Origin of the sequence: Bacillus sp. FSL H8-0547 (assembly GCA_038002745.1) — a bacterium.
In the GTDB taxonomy this organism is placed as follows: domain Bacteria; phylum Bacillota; class Bacilli; order Bacillales; family Bacillaceae; genus Bacillus_P.
Map to the genome: position 1 here is coordinate 2,349,253 of JBBODD010000001.1, position 24,215 is coordinate 2,373,467.

21 protein-coding genes are annotated in these 24,215 nt (G+C 46.7%); 15 read left to right on the top strand and 6 right to left on the bottom strand.

Annotated elements, in window-relative coordinates:
• The first annotated feature begins 32 nt into the window (after window positions 1–32).
• Window positions 33–209, top strand: a complete 177-nt coding sequence (locus tag MHB63_11545; GenBank protein ID MEK3807165.1) for a hypothetical protein — start codon at window positions 33–35, stop codon at window positions 207–209.
• Window positions 210–529: 320 nt separating this feature from the next.
• On the top strand, window positions 530–769 hold the full coding sequence (locus tag MHB63_11550) for a hypothetical protein (protein MEK3807166.1): 240 nt from the start codon (window positions 530–532) through the stop codon (window positions 767–769).
• Window positions 770–779: 10 nt separating this feature from the next.
• Here MHB63_11550 and MHB63_11555 read toward each other — a convergent pair whose 3' ends face one another.
• From MHB63_11555 to MHB63_11565, 3 genes are read right to left on the bottom strand one after another with little or no spacing between them, the layout of a single operon-like run.
• Entirely contained in the window at window positions 780–1,778 is a 999-nt protein-coding gene (locus tag MHB63_11555; protein ID MEK3807167.1) for a peptide ABC transporter permease, read from the bottom strand.
• A complete protein-coding gene (locus MHB63_11560) occupies window positions 1,779–2,663 on the bottom strand; it encodes a hypothetical protein (protein MEK3807168.1) in 885 nt (294 codons plus the stop codon). It abuts the gene before it with no gap.
• Complete coding sequence (locus tag MHB63_11565) at window positions 2,657–2,965, bottom strand: TIGR04104 family putative zinc finger protein (protein ID MEK3807169.1); 309 nt, start codon at window positions 2,963–2,965, stop codon at window positions 2,657–2,659. The genes MHB63_11560 and MHB63_11565 overlap by 7 nt, the downstream gene beginning before the upstream one ends.
• A 150-nt stretch (window positions 2,966–3,115) precedes the next feature.
• Between MHB63_11565 and MHB63_11570 the strand changes: the two genes are divergently transcribed.
• The 3 genes from MHB63_11570 (at window position 3,116) to MHB63_11580 (ending at window position 6,858) form a co-directional block, all read left to right on the top strand.
• The gene (locus MHB63_11570) at window positions 3,116–4,774 is read left to right on the top strand and encodes an AMP-binding protein (protein MEK3807170.1); all 1,659 of its coding nucleotides are present in this window, start codon (window positions 3,116–3,118) and stop codon (window positions 4,772–4,774) included.
• A complete protein-coding gene (locus MHB63_11575; protein MEK3807171.1) occupies window positions 4,771–6,330 on the top strand; it encodes a carboxyl transferase domain-containing protein in 1,560 nt (519 codons plus the stop codon). The genes MHB63_11570 and MHB63_11575 overlap by 4 nt, the downstream gene beginning before the upstream one ends.
• A gap of 69 nt (window positions 6,331–6,399) precedes the next feature.
• A complete protein-coding gene (locus tag MHB63_11580) occupies window positions 6,400–6,858 on the top strand; it encodes an NUDIX domain-containing protein (GenBank protein ID MEK3807172.1) in 459 nt (152 codons plus the stop codon).
• A gap of 134 nt (window positions 6,859–6,992) precedes the next feature.
• Here MHB63_11580 and MHB63_11585 read toward each other — a convergent pair whose 3' ends face one another.
• The 3 genes from MHB63_11585 to MHB63_11595 all read right to left on the bottom strand — a co-directional run bounded on the left by MHB63_11585 (window position 6,993) and on the right by MHB63_11595 (window position 9,703).
• A complete protein-coding gene (locus tag MHB63_11585) occupies window positions 6,993–7,544 on the bottom strand; it encodes a dihydrofolate reductase family protein (protein MEK3807173.1) in 552 nt (183 codons plus the stop codon).
• A gap of 147 nt (window positions 7,545–7,691) precedes the next feature.
• On the bottom strand, window positions 7,692–9,035 hold the full coding sequence (locus MHB63_11590) for a HAMP domain-containing sensor histidine kinase (GenBank protein MEK3807174.1): 1,344 nt from the start codon (window positions 9,033–9,035) through the stop codon (window positions 7,692–7,694).
• Window positions 9,035–9,703 (bottom strand): response regulator transcription factor, encoded by a 669-nt coding sequence (locus tag MHB63_11595; protein MEK3807175.1) that lies wholly within the window; start codon window positions 9,701–9,703, stop codon window positions 9,035–9,037. The genes MHB63_11590 and MHB63_11595 overlap by 1 nt, the downstream gene beginning before the upstream one ends.
• 634 nt (window positions 9,704–10,337) lie before the next feature.
• On the opposite strand from MHB63_11595, the gene MHB63_11600 reads away from it, so the two are divergent.
• The 10 genes from MHB63_11600 (at window position 10,338) to hutG (ending at window position 24,189) form a co-directional block, all read left to right on the top strand.
• On the top strand, window positions 10,338–11,591 hold the full coding sequence (locus MHB63_11600; GenBank protein ID MEK3807176.1) for a trypsin-like peptidase domain-containing protein: 1,254 nt from the start codon (window positions 10,338–10,340) through the stop codon (window positions 11,589–11,591).
• A gap of 359 nt (window positions 11,592–11,950) precedes the next feature.
• Window positions 11,951–13,429 (top strand): UDP-N-acetylmuramoyl-L-alanyl-D-glutamate--2,6-diaminopimelate ligase, encoded by a 1,479-nt coding sequence (locus MHB63_11605; GenBank protein MEK3807177.1) that lies wholly within the window; start codon window positions 11,951–11,953, stop codon window positions 13,427–13,429.
• A gap of 331 nt (window positions 13,430–13,760) precedes the next feature.
• Entirely contained in the window at window positions 13,761–17,495 is a 3,735-nt protein-coding gene (locus MHB63_11610) for a S8 family serine peptidase (GenBank protein MEK3807178.1), read from the top strand.
• Window positions 17,496–17,626: 131 nt separating this feature from the next.
• Entirely contained in the window at window positions 17,627–17,833 is a 207-nt protein-coding gene (locus MHB63_11615; GenBank protein MEK3807179.1) for a helix-turn-helix transcriptional regulator, read from the top strand.
• Complete coding sequence (locus tag MHB63_11620; GenBank protein ID MEK3807180.1) at window positions 17,833–18,153, top strand: hypothetical protein; 321 nt, start codon at window positions 17,833–17,835, stop codon at window positions 18,151–18,153. Before MHB63_11615 ends, MHB63_11620 begins: the two co-directional genes overlap by 1 nt.
• Window positions 18,154–18,238: 85 nt before the next feature.
• The gene (gene hutP, locus MHB63_11625; GenBank protein MEK3807181.1) at window positions 18,239–18,685 is read left to right on the top strand and encodes a hut operon transcriptional regulator HutP; all 447 of its coding nucleotides are present in this window, start codon (window positions 18,239–18,241) and stop codon (window positions 18,683–18,685) included.
• 114 nt (window positions 18,686–18,799) lie between these two features.
• Complete coding sequence (hutH, locus tag MHB63_11630) at window positions 18,800–20,332, top strand: histidine ammonia-lyase (protein MEK3807182.1); 1,533 nt, start codon at window positions 18,800–18,802, stop codon at window positions 20,330–20,332.
• Window positions 20,329–21,981 carry a urocanate hydratase gene (hutU, locus tag MHB63_11635; GenBank protein MEK3807183.1) on the top strand — a complete coding sequence of 551 codons (1,653 nt, stop codon included), beginning with the start codon at window positions 20,329–20,331 and terminating at the stop codon, window positions 21,979–21,981. The genes hutH and hutU overlap by 4 nt, the downstream gene beginning before the upstream one ends.
• A gap of 11 nt (window positions 21,982–21,992) precedes the next feature.
• On the top strand, window positions 21,993–23,276 hold the full coding sequence (gene hutI, locus MHB63_11640; GenBank protein MEK3807184.1) for an imidazolonepropionase: 1,284 nt from the start codon (window positions 21,993–21,995) through the stop codon (window positions 23,274–23,276).
• Window positions 23,248–24,189 carry a formimidoylglutamase gene (hutG, locus tag MHB63_11645; protein MEK3807185.1) on the top strand — a complete coding sequence of 314 codons (942 nt, stop codon included), beginning with the start codon at window positions 23,248–23,250 and terminating at the stop codon, window positions 24,187–24,189. The genes hutI and hutG overlap by 29 nt, the downstream gene beginning before the upstream one ends.
• Window positions 24,190–24,215: the final 26 nt, after the last annotated feature.

Below are 24,215 nucleotides of genomic sequence, written 5' to 3' on the forward strand. Positions count from 1 at the left end.
GTATAATCACTTTTGAAGGGAGATGGAAAATTATGTCCAAGAGGTTTACCGGAGCTGCACTTATTTTACTTGGTGCAATTGTTATGGCAGTCAATGTTCTGTGGTTTAAAAACCACGAACTGTACGATGCTGTGAGAATCGCTTCGTTTGTGAGTTTTATAGCGGGATTTGTGCTGATTCCGAGGTATCAGGAAAGAAAAAATTCGTAGAAGAAGTTAAAAAGAGAAATGACGACGGGCAAATTCCCATCTTTCCGTCAAGTTTCCAACGGGAATGAAGGAGAAATTATGCAAAGGAACGATAAAAAAAGGCTCATAGAAAAGAAATACAGAGAGTTAATCAGCCAAAAGAAAGATGAAAAGAAGCACACGATAGAGGCGTTTTTTATTATTCTGTTTTTTGTTTTGGTTTTTGTTCTGAATGCATTCTTTAAAGGATTTTAATTGACTGGAAGGCTGTAAGAAAGTGTTTCTTCGTCTTTATAAACACTCAGAGTTAACTTAAATTAAACAATCCATGGGGTGATAGAATGGAAGAAACAGAAAATAAAAAGAAAAGTCCGCCTGGGATAATAACCGGACTTATGGTCTTTATACCGCTGGTTCTTGGCGGATTCATACCTCACATCGCATGGATCTATTTAATGGGTGCTGCAATCTTTGGATACAGTATTTACCTTAACCGGAAATCAAAGAGTATTGTTTTAAAAGATAGTTCTTTGTTTTTGTTCTTTATCGTCTGTATTTATCTTATGGAAAAACTAATTTAATAATTTCCACCTATTGTATAAAGTGAAAGGGACCGCTGCCTGACTTGCCGGAGGACCTTTCTTCAGCACTTGTGCCAGATGTCCCCGTTTGACCGCCGTTAAAAATAACCTCTTTCAATGCATCATTCATCAGAGCAAAGCAGATGGCCGTGACAGCGAAAAAAGATATGGGAACAAGGGCAATCCATTGCTGAACATACAAGTAGCCGAGGCTGTCTCCAATCATACCGGACCACTCATAGGAAAAGGTCCGCGGCGGATCACCACCCATTCCATACGAGACAACGGTTCCTCCGAAAAAAAGTTTAAAGACCCCTAAATGTGCAAGAAGAAGCAGCACCTGAATGAGCTGCTGGCCAAATAAAAGCATCCAGCGTTCATAGAGGACAGGGATGATGTGTTTCATGAAAAGGTGTGATTTTCTTCCGCCAAGCGTTTTTGAGGCTTCGATAAAGCTCTCATCCAAGGTCATCCGAATTTCTCCTGAAAGCTGCATCGAAAGGGACGGGACAGCGATCAGGACAAGAACAGCCGTATGAAAAGCAACTCTTTCAAACATCGTGGACTGAAATCCTTCGGGAGGCATCCACAGGACACTATGCAGAAGAAAAAAGGCAATGATGGTCTGCGGAACGACTGAAAAGGGTTCGCTTAGAGTCTTGATGAGCTTAAAAAAGAAAGGCTTCATGGAGCAGATGAAGTAACTGAAAATCAGGGAGCAAATCATCCTCAAAAGCGCAATCAGAATGGTCATGCCAATTGTATACTTTGCTCCTTCCACTATCATGTGAAGAAGATCGAATCCGAAACGGTCTGAGCCCAGCAGAAATACTTCAAGAGGAGCATAGGGCGGAGCGTGTTTTATTCCGCCATCTGAATCTTTTACATATCTGATCTGCTGGATCTCGCCGTCATTAATGAGTGTATTTCCAATACTTAAAATCAGAAGGGCAGATAGAAAAAGAAAGCTGATCAGAAATCTTTTTTTCTTAAATAATTGGACAATCATTTACTGAGTTTCCTTTCTAATAGAGCTGCTGATTCTCTCGAAAACCCTGTATAAAAGGAAGAGCGGAATAAAAAGAGTGATACAGCTGAGTGTAAATACTTCGGGTGTAGAAGCAGTAAACACAAAACTCAACAACCCGTTTAAGTTAAACAGGTATTCAACAACAGCCATGGTAGACAGCATGGACCAGAACACTGTTTTTGCCGAACCGAACAATGCGCCTGCAATGTTTCTCATTACATGCATGTTCAGAATATAAGAATAGGAAAAACCCATCGAGCGCACCAGCTCTATGTATCTCTTATCTAACTCTTCTGTAATGTATTGAATCAGCATTTTTGAAAGGAAAAAAGAGACTGGCAGGGCAATGCACAATATGGGAAGAAGGACGGCCTGATTTTCAGAGCCCGTCGTTGCAAACTGGGCAAGTTTAATGCCTGTAGCTTTTAAAAAGGCAATGACGCCTATCTGAAAAATGACGAAAATCATCACATCCGGAACAGATTCAAGGATTCCCAGCATGTTAGTGATTACTTTCAGTTTTCTCCGCATAAGCAATAAGGAAGCGAAGGCTGCAACAAACGAAAAAAAGAATGCCGCCGCAGCGCCTCCGAGGAAAATCGGGATGGTGATACCGGCGCGTTCCGCGATGATCGGCACCATGGGCACTCCTTCATATGTCATTTCATGCAGCATGAGCAGCTGCATGGCGATTTCTGCTGTCTTTTCCGCATAGCCGGCTGGATCAAATTGAAAGCCATTGATCAGTACCGGAAGTGAGCCAATCAGGATGAAAACCGCGATGGAAAGAAGAATCTGCAAAGCGAGCAGCAGGAGCTGCCTGCCGAAAAATTTCACGCGCCAAGAAAGCTCTGCCTCTACCAAAGCGGCTTATCCTCTTCAATATATTCATAGTAATAAGGCGAAAAAAGAACAGACAAAAGACCGGCTGCAACGATGGCGCTGACTCTCACACCGGTCGATGCACCCATCATAGTACTGATAAAGCTTGCAGCGATGATGGGAACGGCAATAAGTAGCGTTCCCTTTGTCCGTGATTTCGGTGTCGGATACAGCTTTGTGCCGCATTTAGGGCAGGTTAGGATTCGGGTGAATTTCAGAGATGTCATAAGCGTTTCCTTCCAGGAGAAGGAATAGCGGCAGGATGTGCAGACTGGCAGTTTCAATGGTGGAGCCCCCTGTTGTTTTCTTTTTATTTTAGCATGTTTATAGAAAAATTTAACATAATCATTTCTATGAGAGTGATCTATTTGTATAATAAGAGGACAACATACTAACCGGTCAGTCTGAAAATCTCGATGAAATGGGGAACGTATATGACAGCCTATTGGCCAGATTATCTTTCTGAAACGTTAGTCTATCAACAAGGAGAGAAACCTCTTCATGAGTACATGAAGAGGCACGCCGAAGAAAAGCCTCACTCGCCAGCCTATATTTACTATGGAAATAAGATTACGTGGAAAGAACTTTACAGAAAAACCTGCCAACTGTCAGCATACCTGAGCCGCAATGGAATTGGCCAGGGTGATGCCGTTGGGCTCTACATGCAAAATTGTCCGCAGTATATTATCGCCCACTATGCCATTCAAAAAATTGGCGGGGTGGCTGTTCCGCTTAATCCGATGTACAAAGAATCCGAACTGTCTTATTTCCTGAAAGAGTCAGGCATGAAAGCTGTCATTGCAGGACAAGAGCTGTTTCAAAGAGTAAAAACAGCCGCGGAATCAAATAAGACTGATCTATTGGCGGTAACGGTCCACTACGGGGATTTCCTGCCTGATAATCCAATCTTTAAGCTTCCTTCCGAATTGGAAAGGCAAAAACAACAAAAATCGTCTGCCAAAGATATTCAGGACATTTTTCAGCATGAGGACCCGCTGGAAGAGAATGCTCCTATTGATTTATGGGAAGGCGAAGGTCTGATGGTCTTTACTTCGGGAACAACAGGCAGGCCTAAAGGAGCCCTGCTCTCTTGCGGAAGTTCCCTTTACAAAACGGCTGCAACAGCTCAGGCAAATGAGATGAGAGAACAGGATGTTTCTCTTGCCGCAGCGCCGCTCTGCCATATTGCAGGGATGGTCATGGGGGTAAACATTCCTGTTTATACAGGAAACACGTGTATTCTCCTGACAAGGTTTGATCCTGAAACTGCCGCCGAGGCAATTGAAATCTATAAAGTGACTGCCTGGTACAGCATAGCCCCCATGAATGAAGCAATTCTGAAGACTCCCGGAGCAAAAGACAGAGATTTATCATCCTTGAAGCATAATCCGGCGACAAGTTTTGGAACGGCTGTAACAAAGGAGCTTGCTGACAGGTGGAGAGAGTTTACAAAAGGATGCCTGATGCACGAGGCATCTTACGGACTCAGTGAAACCCATACATGTGATACCTTCATGCCGAAAGATAAGATTAAGTTCGGAAGCTGCGGAATACCCGTCTATCAAAATCACATTCTGATCGTGGATCCCGAAACCGGTCAGCCGTGCGAACAGGGAGAGCGCGGAGAAATCGCGGTCCGCAATCCGGGAATTTTTAAAGGATATTTGAACAGACCGGATGAAACACAGAAAACAATTGTAGAGGGCTATGTGAGGACAGGGGATATCGGAATGCTGGATCCGGATGGCTATCTTTACTTTTACGGGCGGTTGAAAGAAATGATAAAAACGTCAGGCTACAGTGTGTTTCCTGAAGATGTCGAGGCGCTGCTGAACGAGCATCCAGCGGTTTTGCAGAGTGCGGCAATCGGAATTCCCGATGAAGAAAAGGGAGAATGTGTCAAAGCTTTTATCGTTCTTGATCCCGAATACAAAGACAAATTGACGGAGAATGAAATTTTAACTTGGGCAAAAGCGCATATGGCCGTCTATAAATCTCCGGCAGAAGTTGAATTTCTGGATGCTCTGCCTGCCACAAGCTCAGGCAAAGTGCTGAGAAGGGAATTAAAATCAGCGAGGGAGGCAGCGAAATGAAAACACATTTAAACGAGATCGATTATGCAGTACTTGATTTGGACAAAAGAAAACAAAAAGCGCTCCTAGGAGGAGGACAGGACAAAATAGACCGTCTGCACAGCAGCGGATTTTACACGGCGAGAGAAAGAATTGCCCTGCTTGCAGATGAAGACAGTTTTCTTGAGCTCGGAATGCTGAATCATTCAGACAAAGAAGGAGCAGCCGAAAAAAGCTACGGGGACGGTCTGATTACAGGTCTTGCAAAAGTCGACGGACGGCCTGCCGTTGTAATGGCCGGTGATAAAACTGTTTTTGCCGGTACAGAGGGGGCCGTCCATATCCGCAAATCTAAAAAAGTTCATGAATATGCTTTGAAAAGGGGCCTTCCTCTTTTTAACCTGAATGAAGGCGGAGGACTCAGAATGCCTGATGGAATGGGGTCTGACGGAATCAGCGACAAGCTTTTCCCGCAGGAAATGCTGACTCATTCGAGGGAGGTTCCTTTGATGACGGCAATTCTAGGCGACAGCTTCGGCGGCCCAACATGGATGGCCGTTTCATCTGACTTCGTCACAATGCTGAAAGGAACCTGCATGGCGATTGCAGGTCCGAGAATGCTTTCTATAGCTACCGGGCAAAAAGTAGAAACGGAAGAGCTTGGAGGATGGAGGGTTCATGCGGATCACACAGGCCAGTCAGACTCTTTTGGCGATACAGAAGAAGAATGCATCATGCAGATGAAAAAATTCTTCAGCTATATGCCGCTGAATAGCGGGGAGGAACCCATGTTTAAAGAAACAGATGACGATCCGTACAGAAAGCTTGAAAGGGTTCTTGACATTCTTCCGAAACAGAAAAACAGAGTCTATGATATGAAAGAGATTATCAGGGACCTTGCTGATGCAGGGGAGATGTTTGAGTATAAAGCGATATACGGGGAAGGCCTGATCACGGCTTTTGTGAGAATGGGAGGAAGAACGGCAGGCATTGTAGCCAATCAGCCGAAGAAATTTGCCGGTGCAGCAGGCCCGAAAGAGTGCGATAAAGCCATTGATTTCATTTGTTTATGTGATTCTTACCATATTCCCCTAATTTTCCTGCACGATACTCCCGGATTCAGAATAAGCCAGGATGCTGAACGTGAAAAAATGCCGACTAAAATTATGATCTGGAACCAGGCTCTTGCCCAGTCCACTGTACCTAAGATTTCAGTTGTCATCAGAAAAAGTGTCGGGGCAGCATACGGCAATATGTGCGGTCCTTCAATGGGAGCGGATTTCGTTTTTGCCTGGCCGACAGCCGAGATTAATTTCACGGGACCTGAAGTGGGTATTAATGTCGTGTATGGAAGACAGCTGCAGGAAGAAGCCAATCAGGAAGAGGCACGGAAAAAGCTGCTCGAGCAGTGGGCTTTTGACAGTTCTCCCTATAAAGCAGCTTCCAAACACTACCTGGATGATGTCATTGATCCAAGAGATACAAGGAAATATTTGTGCAAGGCGCTGGAATACGCCTCATACAAAAACGGAACGAAAAGCGAGCGCAGGCTTGCCAACTGGCCGACCGGCTATTAAAATACCTGTTCGAATATCGGAAAGTCCTCTATAATAAAAAAGCTATTATTTTCCAAGGGGGATTTCACTATGGTTCGGACAGCATCAAAAGCCATCATTTTAAAAGACGGAAACCTTGTTGCCATCAAGAAAGAGGATGAGCAGGGCTATTACTACATTCTCCCGGGCGGCGGACAGGAACAGGGCGAGAATCTGCACGAAAACCTGCGCAGGGAATGCCTTGAAGAAATAGGGGTAGAAGTAGACATTCACGAACTGGTATTTGTCAGAGATTATGTTGCCGGAAACCACGGATTCGATGATCAGGGATTTCATCAGCTGGACATGATGTTTCTCTGCACCATCAAAGAGGGCCAGCCGGAACCTTCAGCGGGAACGGTGCCGGATGACGGGCAGGTTGGGGTGGATTGGCTTCCTGTAGAAACATTGAGGGATCATAGGCTGTATCCCATCACTGTGAGGGATGAGATTATGAAGCTTCATCTTGGGGAAAAACCGGAGAAGGTTTATTTGGGGGATGTTAATTAGCTCACCTGTGCTAACAGCGGATCCTGCTAGATGGTTATTGAATGTCTACCGGGTTCAGTTGCAGAGCGCTGATCAATATAAATAGTAAATAAAAGAGCATACCAATTAGCTGCTGGTATGCTCTTTAATGTACATCAAGGATAAATAATATCGTAAGTAGCTTTAAAGACTCCGCTGGAATATTGTTTTATGTCCACCAGCCCTAATTCATAACATGGCTTCTCACTGCCAAATAAAGAGATGCCTTCACCGACCATGATTGGATTAACCTTGAGTACTAATTGATTTATGAGTTTATGTTTAAGCAATGAACCAGCCAACTCTCCGCCGCCGCATAGCCATATCTTTCCGGTTTCTTTTTGTTTAAGTTTTTCAATAAATCCTATAGCATCTTCTTTGACCAGTTCGACTTCTTCGTTCGACTCAAATTGCATGGAGTTCGAGAAGATATAGTGTTTTATGCCCTTATAGCCGGGTTCACCAGGTTTAGCGCCGAATTGAAACCCAAACTCATATGTTTTTCCACCCATTAAAACTGCATCGTATTGCTGAATATCTGATAAAAAATCCGGGACATGATCCCCTTCGAATAAAAAGAGAGAATTATCTATATTTCCATCTATCATCCCTTGATCTGCTATAAAGTTGTCCAGTGAAACAGCAACATGATATATGATTTCACCCATCTGTCATCCCTCCAATAAAATAACTGATATTTCCATGTTAACATAGGTGCTCTCTGTAAATAGTTCATTTTATAATGAAAAAGCAAACCATAACATGTGTTAAATGGTTTGCTTCGTTTCTCATGTTCTTTTTTAAATTGCAGATTATCAAATCGGAACCTTCACATAAAATGTACTCAAACCCTGTTCATTGACTGCCCAGACCTTTCCTCCGTGCAGCTCAGCAATACGCTTGACAATGTTCAGGCCGAGGCCGAATTCTCCGTTGCTACCTTTATGAAATGGTTCGAACAGGTGCGGCAGAATATCTTCCTCAATCGGAGGGCCGTCGTTCCAGATTTTCATCAGATAGTCAGAGCCTTCACGGGTAAGCCTGGCGCCGATGATTGTACCTGCATATCTCAGCTGATTTTCAAACAGGTTTTCGAGGAGTTTCATCCACAGCTCCGCGTCTCCGTGGATGACGGCTTCTTCAAGCTGGATGGTGTAGTCAAGTTCCTGCCGGCTCCATCTGATCCGGTCGATGACCTCCTGGACAATCCGGTTCAAATGCAGTTTTTCCTTTGAAGCATTCCGGGATGAGAGATAATCAAGCTTAGTAATATAGAGAAGATCTTTGATTTTTTTCTCAAGCCGTTCTGATTCTTCTTCAATGACGTCCATGGTGCTGGTCAGGTCGCCCTTCGGATAGATGCCGTCATTGACGGATTTGGCATAGCCTCTGATGACCATGACGGGCGTTTTCAGATCATGGGAAATGTTCTGCAGCAGCGTGCGCTGGGCTTCATCTTTTTTCACAAGCCTCTGACGCATTTGTTCGATGGAAGAACCAAGCTTTCCAATTTCATCGCTGCGCTCAAGAACGACAGGCTCATGCCAGTCCTCATTAGATATTCGTTTAACATCTTTTTCGAGTGAAACAAGCGGGCGCGACAGGTATTTAGCAAGCCAGATGGACGGAATCCAGCTGAACAGAAAGACGATGATCATGACTAAGACAAGCTGTTTAAACAGGGTCAGCACAAGGTCGTTTCTGTAGGAGTCCCATGCATAGGAAAGCAAAAAGGCGGGCTGCCCGTCGAGCGAGACTTTTTTGATGACAAAAAAGAGCCGTTCATCGCCTATCACTCTTGAATATTCCTCTGTAATGGCTTCCTGTTTCGCTGCAAGAGACTGGGTCTCCTGCAAAAAGCGGAGCGGTAACTTTTTTTCGTTATAAAAAAAAGGCGCATTTTCAGGAAGAATGATGTGCTGAACCGAGCGGTCCGGAGACAGCTTTTCTCCGTTTGGATTCAGCGGGTCCATATCCATATCCCCCTGCAGCCGGTATTCCGTCAGGATGTGCTGTTCGTTTTCAATCGTATTGTAGATTTCATTTGTAAAAAAGTTTCTCAGGGTTGTAGGGAAAATGATCATTAAAACAAGCGAAATTAATAAAAGAATGCCTGAAATGACAATCCAGATCTGAAAGGCGAGGGATTTGTTTTTCATCAGGCAGTCAGCATCCTGTATCCGTACCCGTAAATGGTTTCAATTTTCAGGTCCGGCATTTTCTTTCTCAATCTCCGCACAAGATCATCCACGACCCGGTCCGTCCCGAAATAATCACTGCCCCAAATGTGCTCAATCATCTGCTCGCGTGAAAAGGCCTGTCCTTTGTTATGCAGAAACAGAAGCAGCAGGTCAAACTCCTTAGATGTTAAGTTCAGATTTTGACCGTCAAGCGAAACGGAGCGGACGCTTTCGTCAATGGTGTATGGCGGCAGCGTCACCGTATTTTTCGCGGGGGCAGATTCATACACACGGGTCAACAGCTTCTGAACCCGGATGACGAGTTCCCTCGGTAAAAAAGGTTTCGAAATATAATCATCGCTTCCCAGCTCAAGGCCGAGTACCCTGTCAATGTCCGTATCCCGTGCGGATATGAAAATGACCGGGGTATCCGGTGAAGCCGCTTTGATCTCTTTAATCAGCTGATATCCGTCTACACCGGGAACCATAATATCAAGCACCCACAAGTGCGGCGTCTTCTCTATTGCGCCACGCGCGCTTTCTCCGTCTGTAAACGCGGTCACGCTGTATCCTTCTTTTTCAAGGTATTTTGTCAGTAAATCATTGAGATTCTGTTCATCTTCAACAAGGAAAATCGAATACGTCATTCTGATTCACCCTCCTCTTATTGGTCATTATACTATGGTGGAGCGGGGGAAATCATTTTTTTGTGTCTAGCTCCATCGCTCAACTCCTCTGCCAGAACAAATCCGTCAAAAAAGTCAAACCCCGACTTTTCCGCCGGATTCTTATCTGGCTCCCGGAGCTAAACGAGCGATTCCGCTTTTCTTGGTGTCCAGCTCCGCCTCCCAGCCCTTCCGTCAGAACAAAATCCCCCAAAAAGTCAAACCCGGACTTTTTGGGGGATTTCTTTTCTGCCTGTCAGGGCTAAACGGTCGGCTCCGCTTTTCGTGGTGTCCAGCTCCGCCTCCCAGCCCTTCCGTCAGAACAAAATCCCCCAAAAAGTCAAGCCCGGACTTTTCGGGTGATTTCTTTTCTGCCTGTCAGGGCTAAACGGTCGGCTCCGCTTTTCGTGGTGTCCAGCTCCATCAGCCAACTCCTCTGTCAGAACAAAATCACCCAAAAAGTCAAACCCGGACTTTTCGGGTGATTTCTTTTCTGCCTATCGGAGCTAAACGGCTGATTCCGCTTTTCTTACAATTTCCCACATTTCTCTCATCTTTCTCCCAAAAAGATTTCTTATAGTAGAGTCAACAAAGAAATTCACCGGGAGGAATGAAGATGGGATATTACGATGATACGGAACGGAAAGAGGCAATGGAGCAGGAATCACGGGAGACTTTCAGATCCGCAAAGCCAGAGAAGAAGCCGTCCAGAATGCGGGGCGTTCTTTCATCGGTTATCAGCGGTGTAGTAGGCGGAGCGCTTGTACTTGGTGTTCAGCCGTATTTTGAAGAAGAGACCGGCAGCAATCAGCCATCTTATTCTGTTGATTCCAACACGGCTCAGGAAAACAGCACGAATGAGGTGAATACGCAGCCGATCAGCCAGACGAATGATATTGCTGATATGGTCGAGAACCTGTCCCCTGCGATTGTCGGTATTTCAAATAAACAGCAGCAGCGCAGCTTTGGAGGCGGCACGCAGAGTGCTGAAGCGGGCACCGGCTCAGGGGTTATTTTCAAAAAAGACGGGAACACAGCATACATCATTACAAATAATCACGTGATTGAAGGCGCAAGCAGCATTGAAATAACGTACTCGGACGGAGAGAAATCAGAAGCTGAACTGGTAGGTGCTGATCCGCTGACAGATACGGCTGTTTTGAAAATTGACAGCAAGTATGCAAAAGCAGTCGCGCAGTTCGGGGATTCAGGAAAGCTTCGTGCAGGAGAACGGGTTGTAGCGATTGGAAATCCGCTTGGTCTGGATTTCTCCCGCACAGTGACGGAAGGAATCATCAGCGGAACAGACCGTACTGTACCGATTGAAACGTCTGAAGGAAATTGGGATTTGAGCGTCATCCAGACGGATGCTGCGATTAACCCTGGAAACAGCGGAGGCCCTCTGCTGAATATGAACGGTCAGGTTATCGGCATCAACAGCCTGAAGATTACCCAGGACGGTGTTGAAGGCATCGGCTTTGCGATCCCAAGCAATGATCTGCAGCCGATTGTGGATGAACTGCTTGAAAAGGGAAAAGTTGACCGCCCGTTTCTAGGTGTCGGCCTGATTGATCTGAGCCAGGTGCCGGAGCAGTACCGCACAAATACGCTGAAGCTTCCAAATGATGTGACAGAAGGCGTGTTTGTACAGGGTGTCAGCCCGGGTTCTCCTGCATCTGAAGCAGGCATGAAAGAAGGAGACGTTATCGTTGCCATGAACGGCACGAAGATCAAAAGCTCAGGTGAACTGCGCAAATTCCTCTATTCACAAACGGCAATCGGGGATGAAATAGACGTAGAATTCTACCGGCAGGGAGAGAAGGTCACTGAAAAGGTGAAGCTATCTCAAAAAGAGGTTGTGAATAGTTAACATAGATCCCCCTTTTGACGGCGGCTCCTTGGATGGAGCCGTTTTTTCTGTTTGGCTTGTTAGGATGCCAGTTTAGACTGTTAGAAAGGCAAATTCGCTTGTTAGAGCGCTGATTTGGCTTGTTAAAGCGGTCTGTTGGACTTTTAGCTGTATTTAGCCTGTCCTTGGCAGTCATCATTGTCCCACAAATACCAGCCTTACGACCCATTTCGACAATATCCAACATTTTCATCCTCCGCTTCCCTCAAAAAAACGGAATGGTTTCGAACAAATATGGTATCACAAAACGCATAATTGATAACAATGCTCTTTTTGATGCAACATAACAGAACGGATGCCATGAAATAAGGAGATCAACGATGAATTTACTAACTTTGCTTGAGCAGACCGGTCATTCCATTTTTCATCAGGATGAACTGGGAGCTTGTGAAATTACGGGAATTGAAGCAAACTCAGCCAAAGTCAAAGAAGGCTGCTTATTTGTAGCGATCTCAGGGTATGCACGGGATGGCCATGATTATATAGAGGATGCAATCAGAAGAGGGGCTTCGGCTGTTATTGGAGAAAAAGACCTGACAGGTTTACCTGTGCCGTATGTAAGAGTGGAAAACAGCAGAGACTCACTTGCCAATCTGGCGGCGCATTTTTATGACTATCCCTCAAGAAAACACATCATGATTGGCATCACAGGTACAAACGGAAAAACGACCACTTCCTTCATGCTGAGACACATTTTGCAGCACGCCGGGTATTCATGTGCGCTTTTTGGCACGGTTCACAATGTCATCAATGGACAGGCATACAGTTCAAAGAATACGACGCCGGATGCGCTTGAACTGCAGCGGTTGTTGGCTGAAAGCAAAGACGAGGTTGTCATTATGGAGGTGTCCTCTCACGGCCTTTCTCAAAAAAGGCTGGAAGGAATCGAATTTGATCTCGGTCTTTTTACGAATCTTGCTCATGAACATCTCGATTATCACAATACAATAGAGGAATATTTTGAAGTAAAGCAGCAGCTGTTTTCAAAACTGAAGCAGGGCGGACAGGCTATTGTCAGCACGCATGATGAATGGGGCCAAAAGCTCACCGGCATTCTGCGGGAGCGGAATATTCAGGTGTCTACATTCGGGCCGTCGACAAGTGATGATCTAAAGTTTACATCTGAAAATGATGTTCACTGCTCTGATTTTGAAGTGACAGAGAAGGGTGAAAAGCTTCATTTTTCCATGAGCATTCCGGGTCTTCATAATATTTATAACGCTTCTATGGCGTATTTGGCCGGGCGTAAAATCGGCGTGGATGGTGCGAAGCTGATTGCAGGCTTCAGATCGTTTAAAGATGTACCAGGACGTTTTGAAATGTACGATCATCCGGAAGGCGCCACAGCTGTTATTGATTATGCCCATACGGCGGATGCGTTTGAATACATCTTGAAAACCGCAAGAGACTGCGGAGCAAAGCGGATCTATCATGTGTTTGGATTCAGAGGCGGACGCGATGAAAGCAAACGGGCGGAAATGGTGGAAATCTCATCAACGAAGAGTGACTGCTCTATTTTGACATATGACGATCTGAATGGTGTCAACCCAGAAGAAATGACAGAGGAATTGAAAACGTATCTTATCGATTGCGGTAAAAAAGAAGACATTGTCATTTCTGACCGGACGCTTGCCATCCAAAAAGCATGGGAACTGGCTGAAGCGGGTGACTGGATTCTTGTGACCGGAAAGGGAAGTGAAACGTACAAAGATTCATACGAACTTCCTGCAGGTTCAGACCAGGAGACGTTTCACCTTTTATTAAAAGAAAAAGAAGCGGCAGCATCATTTCCTCTTTAAAAAATAGATTTAACCCTAAAAGGAATCTCCATTAAAAGGAGGTTCCTTTTTTCATGTGTAGAAAAAGGTCGTTTAAGCAAAAACCCCAATTTAAAACCTCTTGCACTAGATATTTAGAATCAGATACCTGCTGTTTTTATTCAAATACCTCTCAATTTTGATGATAAATAGGTCTCAAAGTCCGCTTAATAACCCCGATTGTACCTTCCAGTCCGGCAATATACAATTCTAGTAACTTATTCAAATCATCTTATGTGATCACATTCTTTTCAAGTCTATTGCATCCAGATGAGCGCAGGGAACCAATTTAATTTTTTTAGGGGGATGTTTGGTGAAAAAATCTGTTTTAAAGTCGCTAATCGCAACATCTGTATCTGCCGTTATGCTTTCCTCAACGTTCAGCAGCGTCAAAGCTGTTGATCAGACAAGTGTCGAAAAAACGAATCAATCTTCTGCCATCGTTCATGCAGCAGCGGGTAAGGGCGAGCACAAAATCACCCTTATTACAGGTGATGTGGTAACGGTTCAAGAGATTGGTGACGGCAAAAGTGCAATCAATGTGGAGCCTGCCGATCAAAATGGTGCAGGAGCACAGGTCATGACCATCGGTGAAGAAACGTTCGTGATTCCAAATTCGGCAATGCCTTACTTGGCAGCTGATAAATTGGACAAAAATCTATTTAACGTAACGGAATTAATTGAAAATGGCTATGACGACAAGAGTCTCACTTCTCTTCCCGTAATAGTGGAATATGAAGAGACGAAAGCGCGGGCAGTTCAAGTGAAATCAGACCCAAAAGGAGCTAAAACAGTACGTACACTTGAAAGTATAAACGGGGCTGCGATTTCTGCATCGAAAAAAGAAGCAAATACCTTCTGGAAAGATATCACACCGGAATCAGCGGCTTTAGAAAATGCGAAGCCGGAAACAGCTGAGTTTGAAAAGGGAATTGAAAAGATCTGGCTGGATGGAAAAGTAGAAGCATCTCTTGCACAGAGCGTGCCGCAAATCGGTGCTCCGCAAGTATGGGAATCCGGGTTTACAGGGGAAGGCGTAAAAGTAGCTGTGCTTGATACGGGGATTGACCCGGCCCATCCTGATTTCTCCGGCCAAATCGAGGCGTCAAAAAGCTTTGTTCCAGGCCAGCAGGTAGACGACAAACACGGTCATGGCACACATGTTGCATCAACCGTTCTTGGAACAGGTGCTGCTTCTGAAGGGAAGAATAAAGGGGTTGCCCCTGATGCCCGTTTAGTAGTTGGCAAAGTACTTGATGACTCAGGAAGCGGTCTTGATTCCTGGATTATTGACGGCATGGAATGGGCAGCTGAAAACGCGAAAATCGTGAATATGAGTCTTGGAAGCTCTGAACCTTCTGATGGAACCGATCCAATGGCACAGGCAGTCAACCGGATCAGTGAAGAAAAAGGAACGCTCTTTGTCATCGCAGCAGGAAACTATGCAGCGGAAGGGGCGATTGGGTCACCTGGAGCAGCAGATGCCGCCTTAACAATTGGAGCGGTTGATAAGTCTGATAAGATCGCAGGCTTTACATCTAAAGGACCGCGATACGGAGATAAGGGACTGAAACCTGACCTGTCAGCTCCGGGAGTCGGCATCGTTGCTGCACGCTCAGGCCTTTCAGCAGGAACCGGCTTTTATAAGAGTTTAAACGGAACGTCCATGGCTACACCGCACGTTGCCGGTGCTGCAGCCCTTCTTTTGCAGAAGAATCCCGGCTGGAGCGGCACTCAGTTAAAAGAAGCACTGATGAGCACGACTAAAAAATTGCCGTATTCTCCTTATCACATCGGTACAGGCCGTCTTGATCTGCCGGCTGCTGCAGCAGCTAAAGTCCGGGCAACCGGTCCTCTGTCATTCGGTTTCTTTAAATGGCCGAACGCGGATGCACAGCCTGTTCAAAAAACGGTCACCTACACAAATGATTTGGACACGGCTGTCACATTAACGCTTCAGGCTGATTTCAAAAATACAAACGGGAACAATGCACCAGAGGGTATGCTGACGATCTCCGAAAACGAAATCACGATTCCCGCAAAAGGAACAAAAACCGTTTCTGTCACGCTTGATCCGCAATTCGGTGAAGCAGGAAGCAGGTATGAAGGGCATTTAACGGCATTGGAAAACGGCAAACAAGTGGCTCATACTGCAATGGGTATGGTGAAAGAAGAGGAAAAATACACGTTGAAAATGACAGCTAAAGACCGCAGCGGCAACCCGGCTCTTGCATACGTAGGTCTTGTTAACAAGGATATGATTCCAGAGTTCGTTGCTGTAAATGGAGAAGCGGAATTCCGTTTGCGCCCTGGCACATACTCCGCTATGTCCATGATGGAAGTAGATACAGCTACAGACCGCCGCGGGGTTGCATTAGTCGGAAACCCTGAAATCGTTCTGGATGGCCCGCAAACCTTGGAACTTGATGCCAGAAAAGCAAACGAAATAAAAGTGCATGTACCAAAAGAGACAGAGCCAAGCTACCAGCGCCTGGAATACTACAGGTCTCTTGACGGCAAAACGATGAACCATGTGTACTTGGCACCTGTATGGATCGATAAACTGTATGCTGCTCCAACAAAGAAAGTCAAAAATGGAGAATTTGAAATGCTGACCCGCTGGCGTTTAATCAAGCCTTATCTTCAAATTCACTTTAAAGATAAAGTGCTCGATGATATTCCTTTAGCAGGCGGCACGCTGCTTGATGGAAAATATAACTTATCAACAGTTTATGCAGGCAACGGATCCAAGACTGATTTTGAGCGATTAAACGCAAAAGGCAAAGCTGTTGTCGTTGACCGCAACTCAGATGTCACTCCTTCACAGCAGGCTGTTGCCGCACACGCAGCAGGAGCTAAGCTGTTAATCATCGTCAACTATGAAAATACGGAGTTCAGCGTATATGCAGGAAATCCGGATTATACAGACATTCCCCTTGCTGTTGCCGGCATCAGCAAAAGTGAAGGAGACAAGGTGATAAAGGCTGCACGTTCAGGCAACCTGAAGCTGTTTGTTGAAGGTGAGCCGAACACGCCATATGTCTATGATTTAATGGACGTTCATGGTGAACATATTCCTAAGGATCTCACTTATGCTCCTTCTACGCGTGAGCTTGTAAAAATTGATGCACGCTACAAGTCTGATCAGGAAACTCCTGGCGGAGAATTCCGTTTTGACCTGCGTCCGCATACATTCAGAGCGGTAGGTTTCTTGTATAAAATGCAGTTTCCTTCTGTTCGAACCGAGTGGGTCTCAGCAGTTGAAGGGACGCGCTGGTATCATCAGGCAAGAGTTCTTGACAGTCCATGGGAGGTCCGTCAGCCGGCTGTTACGTATGAAGAAGGCGAAAGACTCAACGAAGAGTGGTTCTCTCCGGTTGTCCGTCCGCGGCTTGGAGTCGGCTACTGGACACCTAACCGTCAGGGGAACGTACTTCAGTTCAACATTCCTGCCCTCGCAGATTCGGGAACTGGATCAACCGGCGGCTCGGAATATGACATCGCTCAAAATACACAAACACTTAAGCTTTATCAAGGGGACACACTGATTAAAGAAGGAAAAGGACAGGCAATGAATGTATCAAGCGGCATATCAGAAGAAAGAAAACAATATCGCTTAGTTACTGACGCAAAGCGTGATTCAAACCGCTGGGATACGTCCGTAAGCACGCATTCGGAGTGGACGTTCTGGTCTGAAAAAGGAAAAGATTTCAAAGTACTCCTTCCGTTCTACTCTCTTGACTACAACGTTGAAACGGATATGTACGGCGATGCATTGGCCGCACCATCAACGAACCTGGAACTGTCTGCAGTAAAACTGGATGGAGTTGAAGGATACGGAAAATTGCAAGGTGCTGCGCTCGAAGTTTCTTTCAATGAAGGAAAGTCTTGGAAGACAGTAAAACTTGAGCAAACAGCAGAGAATAAATGGACCGCTAAAATCAACAATTCAAAAAACAGCAAACATGTTTCACTAAGGGCATCTGCCTGGGATGATGCCGGCAATAAAATTACGCAGGATGTGATTAAGGCATACGGATTGAGGTAATCAGAAGAATGGGAAGCAGGAAGAGGGGCGTATGCTTCTCTTCTGTTTTTCTGTTGAGCTGGAAAAAGATTTACTTTTTATTCCATGTAAAGTAAACTTAACGTAAAGGAAGCTTTACAAGGTGGATGAACATGAAAAACAGAATCAGGGAAATGCGCACAGAAAAAGGAATGACTCAGGAACAGCTGTCGGTTCAGGTTGGCGTTTCAAGACAATCGATTATTGCGATTGAATCTGGAAAATACAATCCGTCTTTAGAACTCGCGTTTAAGATTGCCAATTCGTTTACGTGCAGAATTGAAGAGATTTTTATTTTTGAGGATGGGGGAGAGGTTTGATGGAATCAGCTGGGGCTTTTATCGGGTTATACGGAGGCATGGCAGCGGGTCTTATGGCCTGGTGGATTGGTCTTTATTTTGCGAAGAAAAAAAGGGGAGTGGATGAAGTTTTTCACTTCATCGAACAGAAATCACGGTCAGTCGCATGGATCTTTACGATGATTGCCATCTATTTTTTCTTCACCCTTCTGCTTTTCGGAGTGGATTTGAGCCCTGCGATGATGCTTTCTCTGCTCCTATTTGTTCATTTGGGCAGCTGGGCAATTGCAAAAGTCATTCTCTCGATCCGTTTCAGCAGTGCCGGATCAGACACAAATTAACCCCTTGACACTTTTCACATTCAATCATAAACTAACGGTAGACACTAGTTTATCAGAAAATTCAGTACGAAGTGAGAAATGACGTATGAGCATACAGCCAGATCACCGTATCGGAAAAAATGCCATGCAGTTTGTTCTGCTTGAAGAAGAGGAGCAGCTGTACGGAGAAAAGCTGAAAGAACAGGGATTTCAATTTTGCCTTGGCAAGACAGGATCAATGGAGACGCAGAAAGTAGTGGCGGCCATTGAAACGGCAGCGAAGCGTTCTGGCGTGATTTCGCCCGACGGATACCGCGAAACGCATGCTTTGTACCATGCGATTATGGAAGCGCTTCATGGTGTGACTCGCGGCCAGATTCAGCTCGGAAGCGTGCTCAGGACAGTCGGTCTTAGGTTTGCGGTTGTCAGAGGCAAACCGTACGATGCAGAAACAGAAGGCGAATGGATTGCCATTGCATTGTACGGGACCATCGGTGCGCCGGTGAAAGGCTCCGAGCATGAGGCAATGGGGCTTGGAATTAACCACATATAAGATGCGCCCATAGTTATGAGATAGCAGGGGGCTGTATCAGTAGAAAACACGTTTGTGTTTCTATTGGTATGGCCTCCTTTTTGTTTGTCATTTTTCTATAAAAGGAGCAGCGGTATGATTGAATTAACGGGACATTCCTTAACAATTGAAGCAGCCAGAAAGATTATCTATGACAAAGAAGCAGTGCATATACCTCAGCATGTATGGGGAAAAGTCGATAAAAGCCGGAAAGCGGTTGACGCCATTGTGGCGCAGAAAAAAGTTGTGTACGGCATTAATACGGGATTCGGAAAGTTCAGCGATGTGCTGATTGATGCGGAACATGTGGAAGAACTGCAGATCAACCTGATCAGAAGCCACGCCTGCGGTGTCGGGGATCCTTTTCCCGAAGAAGTGTCAAGAGGCATGCTGCTGCTCAGGCTCAATGCCCTTTTGAAAGGTTTTTCAGGCGTGCGGAAAGAAGTGCTGGAGCTGCTTGCAGAACTTCTCAACAAGCAAATTCACCCTGTTGTGCCGCAGCAGGGGTCACTGGGCGCAAGCGGGGATCTCGCTCCGCTTTCCCACATGGCTCTTGTGCTTGCAGGAGAAGGAGAGGTCCTTTATCAGGAGAAGCAAATGGTGACAGCTGAAGCTTTTCATAAAGCAGGTCTGGAACCTGTCACTCTTCAGGCAAAAGAGGGCCTCGCTCTCATTAACGGCACACAGGCCATGACGGCAATGGGGCTTGTCAATTACATTGAAGCAGAATCAGTCGCCTTTCAGGCGGATTACATTGCGTCCATGACACTGGAAGGATTAAGGGGAATCATTGACGCTTTTGATGAAGACATTCATCTTGCCAGGGGCTATAAGGAGCAGACGGAAGTAGCCGAGCGTATTAGAGGCATCTTAAACGGCAGTTTTCTTGTGACGCATCAAGGAGAGCTTAGGGTGCAGGATGCCTATTCGCTAAGATGCATTCCCCAGGTACACGGAGCAAGCCTTCAGGTGCTTTCATACGTAAAAGAGAAGCTTGAAATTGAAATGAATGCAGCAACAGATAATCCGCTCATTTTTGATGAAGGCAGAAAAGTGCTTTCCGGCGGCAATTTCCACGGACAGCCGATTGCGTTTGCGATGGACTTTTTAAAAGTGGGAATGGCTGAGCTTGCGAATATTTCAGAACGGAGAATCGAGCGCCTCGTCAATCCGCAGCTGAATGACCTCCCGCCGTTCCTGAGTCCGATGCCGGGTCTTCAGTCCGGTGCCATGATCATGCAGTACTGTGCGGCATCTCTTGTTTCTGAAAATAAAACACTTGCCCACCCGGCAAGCGTTGATTCCATCCCTTCATCGGCGAATCAGGAGGATCACGTCAGCATGGGAACCATTGCATCAAGGCATGCCCATCAGATCATCCAAAACGTGCGGAGGGTGCTTGCGATTGAACTCATTTGCGCCATGGAAGCGGCGGCTTACAGGGGAATTGAAAAAATGGCGGAGACAACGAGACGCTTTTATTTTCACGGCCGGAATGCTGTCCCCGCAATCACGAAGGACCGTGTGTTCTCAAAGGATATCGAGGCGGCGGCAGCCCTGCTGAAAAAAACAAATATGAAGCGTTTTGAAAAAAATCATAACGACACAAAGGGGGAAATTGTATCATGACATTGAAATTTACGGGGGCAAAACGGGGAACAGAGCTTGAATGCAAAGGCTGGGAGCAGGAAGCGGCTCTTCGGATGCTGATGAATAACCTTGATCCTGAGGTAGCGGAAAAACCGGAAGACTTAATTGTTTACGGCGGGATTGGAAAAGCAGCGAGAAACAAGGAGGCGCTTGACGGTATTATCCGCTCGCTAAAATCGCTTGAGGGGGATGAGACGCTGCTCATTCAGTCAGGGAAGCCTGTAGGGATTTTTAAAACTCATGAGCATGCTCCGCGCGTTCTTCTTTCAAACTCCGTTCTTGTCCCGAAATGGGCAGACTGGGAGAACTTCCATGAGCTTGATCAAAAAGGGCTGACGATGTACGGGCAGATGACAGCTGGCAGCTGGATTTATATCGGCACGCAGGGCATCCTCCAGGGAACATATGAAACCTTTTCAGCTGTAGCCAAAGAGCACTTCGGCGGAAGCCTGAAAGGAACCATCACGCTGACGGCTGGACTCGGAGGCATGGGAGGAGCGCAGCCGCTCGCTGTCACAATGAACGGCGGCGTCGTCATTGCGGCAGATTCGGATCAAAGCAGAATTGAGAAAAGACTTGAAACCAATTACTGCGACAGGCTCACACATTCATTCGACGAAGCGGTGAAGTGGGCGGAGGAAGCGAAGGCAGAAGGCCGCGCGCTTTCAATCGGTCTTGTGGCAAATGCCGTGGATGTGCTTCAGGAAGTGCTGGCAAGAAAGGTCAAAATTGACGTTCTGACCGACCAGACCTCTGCCCATGATCCGCTGAACGGCTATTTCCCGCATGGAATGACGGTAGATGAGGCACTGCAGCTGAAAAAGGACCATCCAGACCTTTATGTTCAAAAATCAAAGGCATCGATGGCGGAGCATGTCCGCTGCATGATTGAGCTGCAAAAGCGGGGAACGATCGTTTTCGACTACGGCAACAACATCCGCCAGGTGGCAAAAGATGAAGGAGTGGAAGATGCTTTTGCATTCCCGGGGTTTGTTCCTGCCTACATCCGGCCGCTTTTCTGTGAAGGGAAAGGTCCGTTCAGATGGGCGGCTCTATCAGGAGATCCTGCTGATATCCACCGGACGGATGAGCTCATTAAAGAGCTGTTCCCGGAAAACGAAGCACTGCAGCGCTGGATTAACATGGCTCATGAACACGTTGCATTTCAGGGGCTGCCTGCCCGGATCTGCTGGCTTGGCTACGGAGAACGTGTGAAGATGGGCCTCGCCATCAACGAACTGGTCCGCACAGGAGAACTGAAGGCTCCGGTTGTCATTGGCCGTGATCACCTTGACTGCGGCTCTGTCGCCTCGCCGAACCGGGAGACAGAAGCGATGAAGGACGGCAGCGACGCCATTGGAGACTGGGCCGTATTGAACGCGCTCGTAAATACATCTGCAGGGGCGAGCTGGGTTTCCTTCCATCACGGCGGAGGAGTCGGCATGGGATATTCCCTCCACTCAGGCATGGTCGTGGTGGCGGACGGGACGGATACAGCAAAGAAGAAACTTGAGCGAGTACTCGTTTCAGATCCCGGCATGGGCATCATCCGCCATGCAGATGCCGGCTACGCGGAAGCTCAGGATTTTGCAAAAGAACACAATGTCCGCATCCCGATGCAGGAATAGAAGGAGGCATTATGCAATTCGACTTAATACTTGAGAATATCGGCCAGCTTCTGACAATGGATTATGGAAAAGAAGGACCGCTCTGCGGGAAAGAAATGGATCAGCTCGTTGTACGTGAAAACATGTCAGTCGCTGTAAAAGACGGCAAGATAGCAGAGATTGCAGCAGCATCTGCAGCAGCGGACTGGGAGGCGGACAAACGGATTGACTGCGGAGGCCGCCTCGTCACTCCCGGTCTCATCGACCCGCATACCCACCTTGTCTTTGCAGGATCCCGTGAGCACGAGATGGGCCTCAAGCAGCAGGGGGTTCCTTATCTTGAAATTCTGAAGCGGGGCGGGGGGATTCTTTCGACCGTGGAAAAAACAAGAGCCGCAACCGAAACGGATCTATATAAAAAAGCAGCCGGACACCTGAATGAAATGCTGTCATACGGAACGACAACGGTTGAAGCGAAAAGCGGGTACGGTCTTGAAGCCGATGCTGAGCTTAAACAGCTGAGAACAGCCAAAAAGCTAAACGCGGAACATCCTGTCGACGTCGTTTCCACCTTTCTCGGCGCCCATGCTATTCCTGCAGAGCGCAAGGATCAGCCCCAGGTGTTCTTAGACGAAATGCTTCAGCTGCTGGATGTCATTGAAAAAGAAGAGCTGGCCCGGTTTGTTGATATCTTTTGTGAAACAGGCGTGTTCACAATCGAACAGTCCCGTGCCTTTTTAACAAAGGCTAAACAGAAGGGATTCGGGCTTAAGATTCATGCAGACGAGATTGACCCGTTAGGCGGGGCAGAACTCGCCGCAGAGCTCGGTGCTGTCAGTGCAGAGCATCTGGTAGGCGCGTCAGACGGGGGCATTAAGCGTCTTGCAGAGACCGGCGTCATCGCCTGTCTTCTTCCGGGAACCTCTTTTTACCTGAACAAACCGGATCATGCCAAGGCGCGGAAGATGCTTGATGAGGGTGTTGCGGTGACACTTGCAACAGATTTTAATCCAGGCAGCTGCCCAACTGAAAACCTGCAGCTGATCATGTCATTTGCAGCCGTCATGTACAAAATGACAGTGAAGGAAATCTGGAATGCGGTCACGGTAAATGCCGCCCATGCCATTGGTCTCGGCGGACAGAGAGGCGTGATTGCCCCGATGCAGCAGGCGGACCTTGTCATCTGGAACGCAGATAACTATGAGTACATTCCTTACCATTTCGGTGTAAACCATGTTGGGACCGTGATAAAAAAAGGCGCTGTCGTGTATGAAAAGGGGGATTGTCATGAGCGGGCTTCCCTATCTTTCACATGAGGCTGAATTCATAGACAGAGGCATCAAAAAAGCCGGAAAGCTGCTCGAAAAATGGAAAGAGGGAGACGCTTCAGGCATCGGGCTGATCGGAGTCCCCCTGTCAAAACCGTCAATCAGCCACTCGGGAGCATCCTTTGCCCCGCAGACAATCCGGAAAATGATGAACGCTTTTACGACATATTCTATTCAGGATGACATGGATATCCAGCCAATCACAGATTTCGGGGACATCACCATGCATGTGACCGACCTGTCAGATTCGATCAGACGAATTGAAGAAACAGCAGCAGGCATCCTGAACAGGCACTCTGACATTCTTACAATCTTCCTTGGAGGCGATCATTCTGTTACCGCCCCTCTTTTTAAAAGCTTTAAAGAGGCAAGGGGCAAAGCGGGAATCATCCAGTTTGATGCCCACCACGATCTCCGGAACCTTGAAGATGGCGGCCCGTCCAACGGAACACCCTTCAGACAGCTGATTGAAAAAGGCGTCCTTGAAGGGAAGCATCTCCACCAAATCGGAATCCGCAATTTTTCTAATGGCAAAGTCTACACGGATTACGGAAAACAGCATGGCGTCCGCATTTATACGATGCAGGATGTCTATGAAACCGGCATTCTGCCTATCTTAGAAGCAGCCGTTCACGAATTGCTCAAAGAAACAGACCAGATTTACGTATCCCTTGATATGGATGTCATGGACCAGGCGTTTGCTCCCGGGTGTCCGGCGATTGGCCCCGGAGGAATGGATGCAAGGATGCTGATTGAAGCCATGCGTTTTCTTGGAGAAACGCCTCAGGTGAAAGCCCTTGATATCGTAGAGATTGATCCGTCCGTCGACTTCAGAGATATGACGAGCAGGCTTGCCGCCCATGCCATCTTAACGTTTCTGTCAGGCTATCAAACCCGGTAATAGTTGTTCACACTTTTCTGACAGAA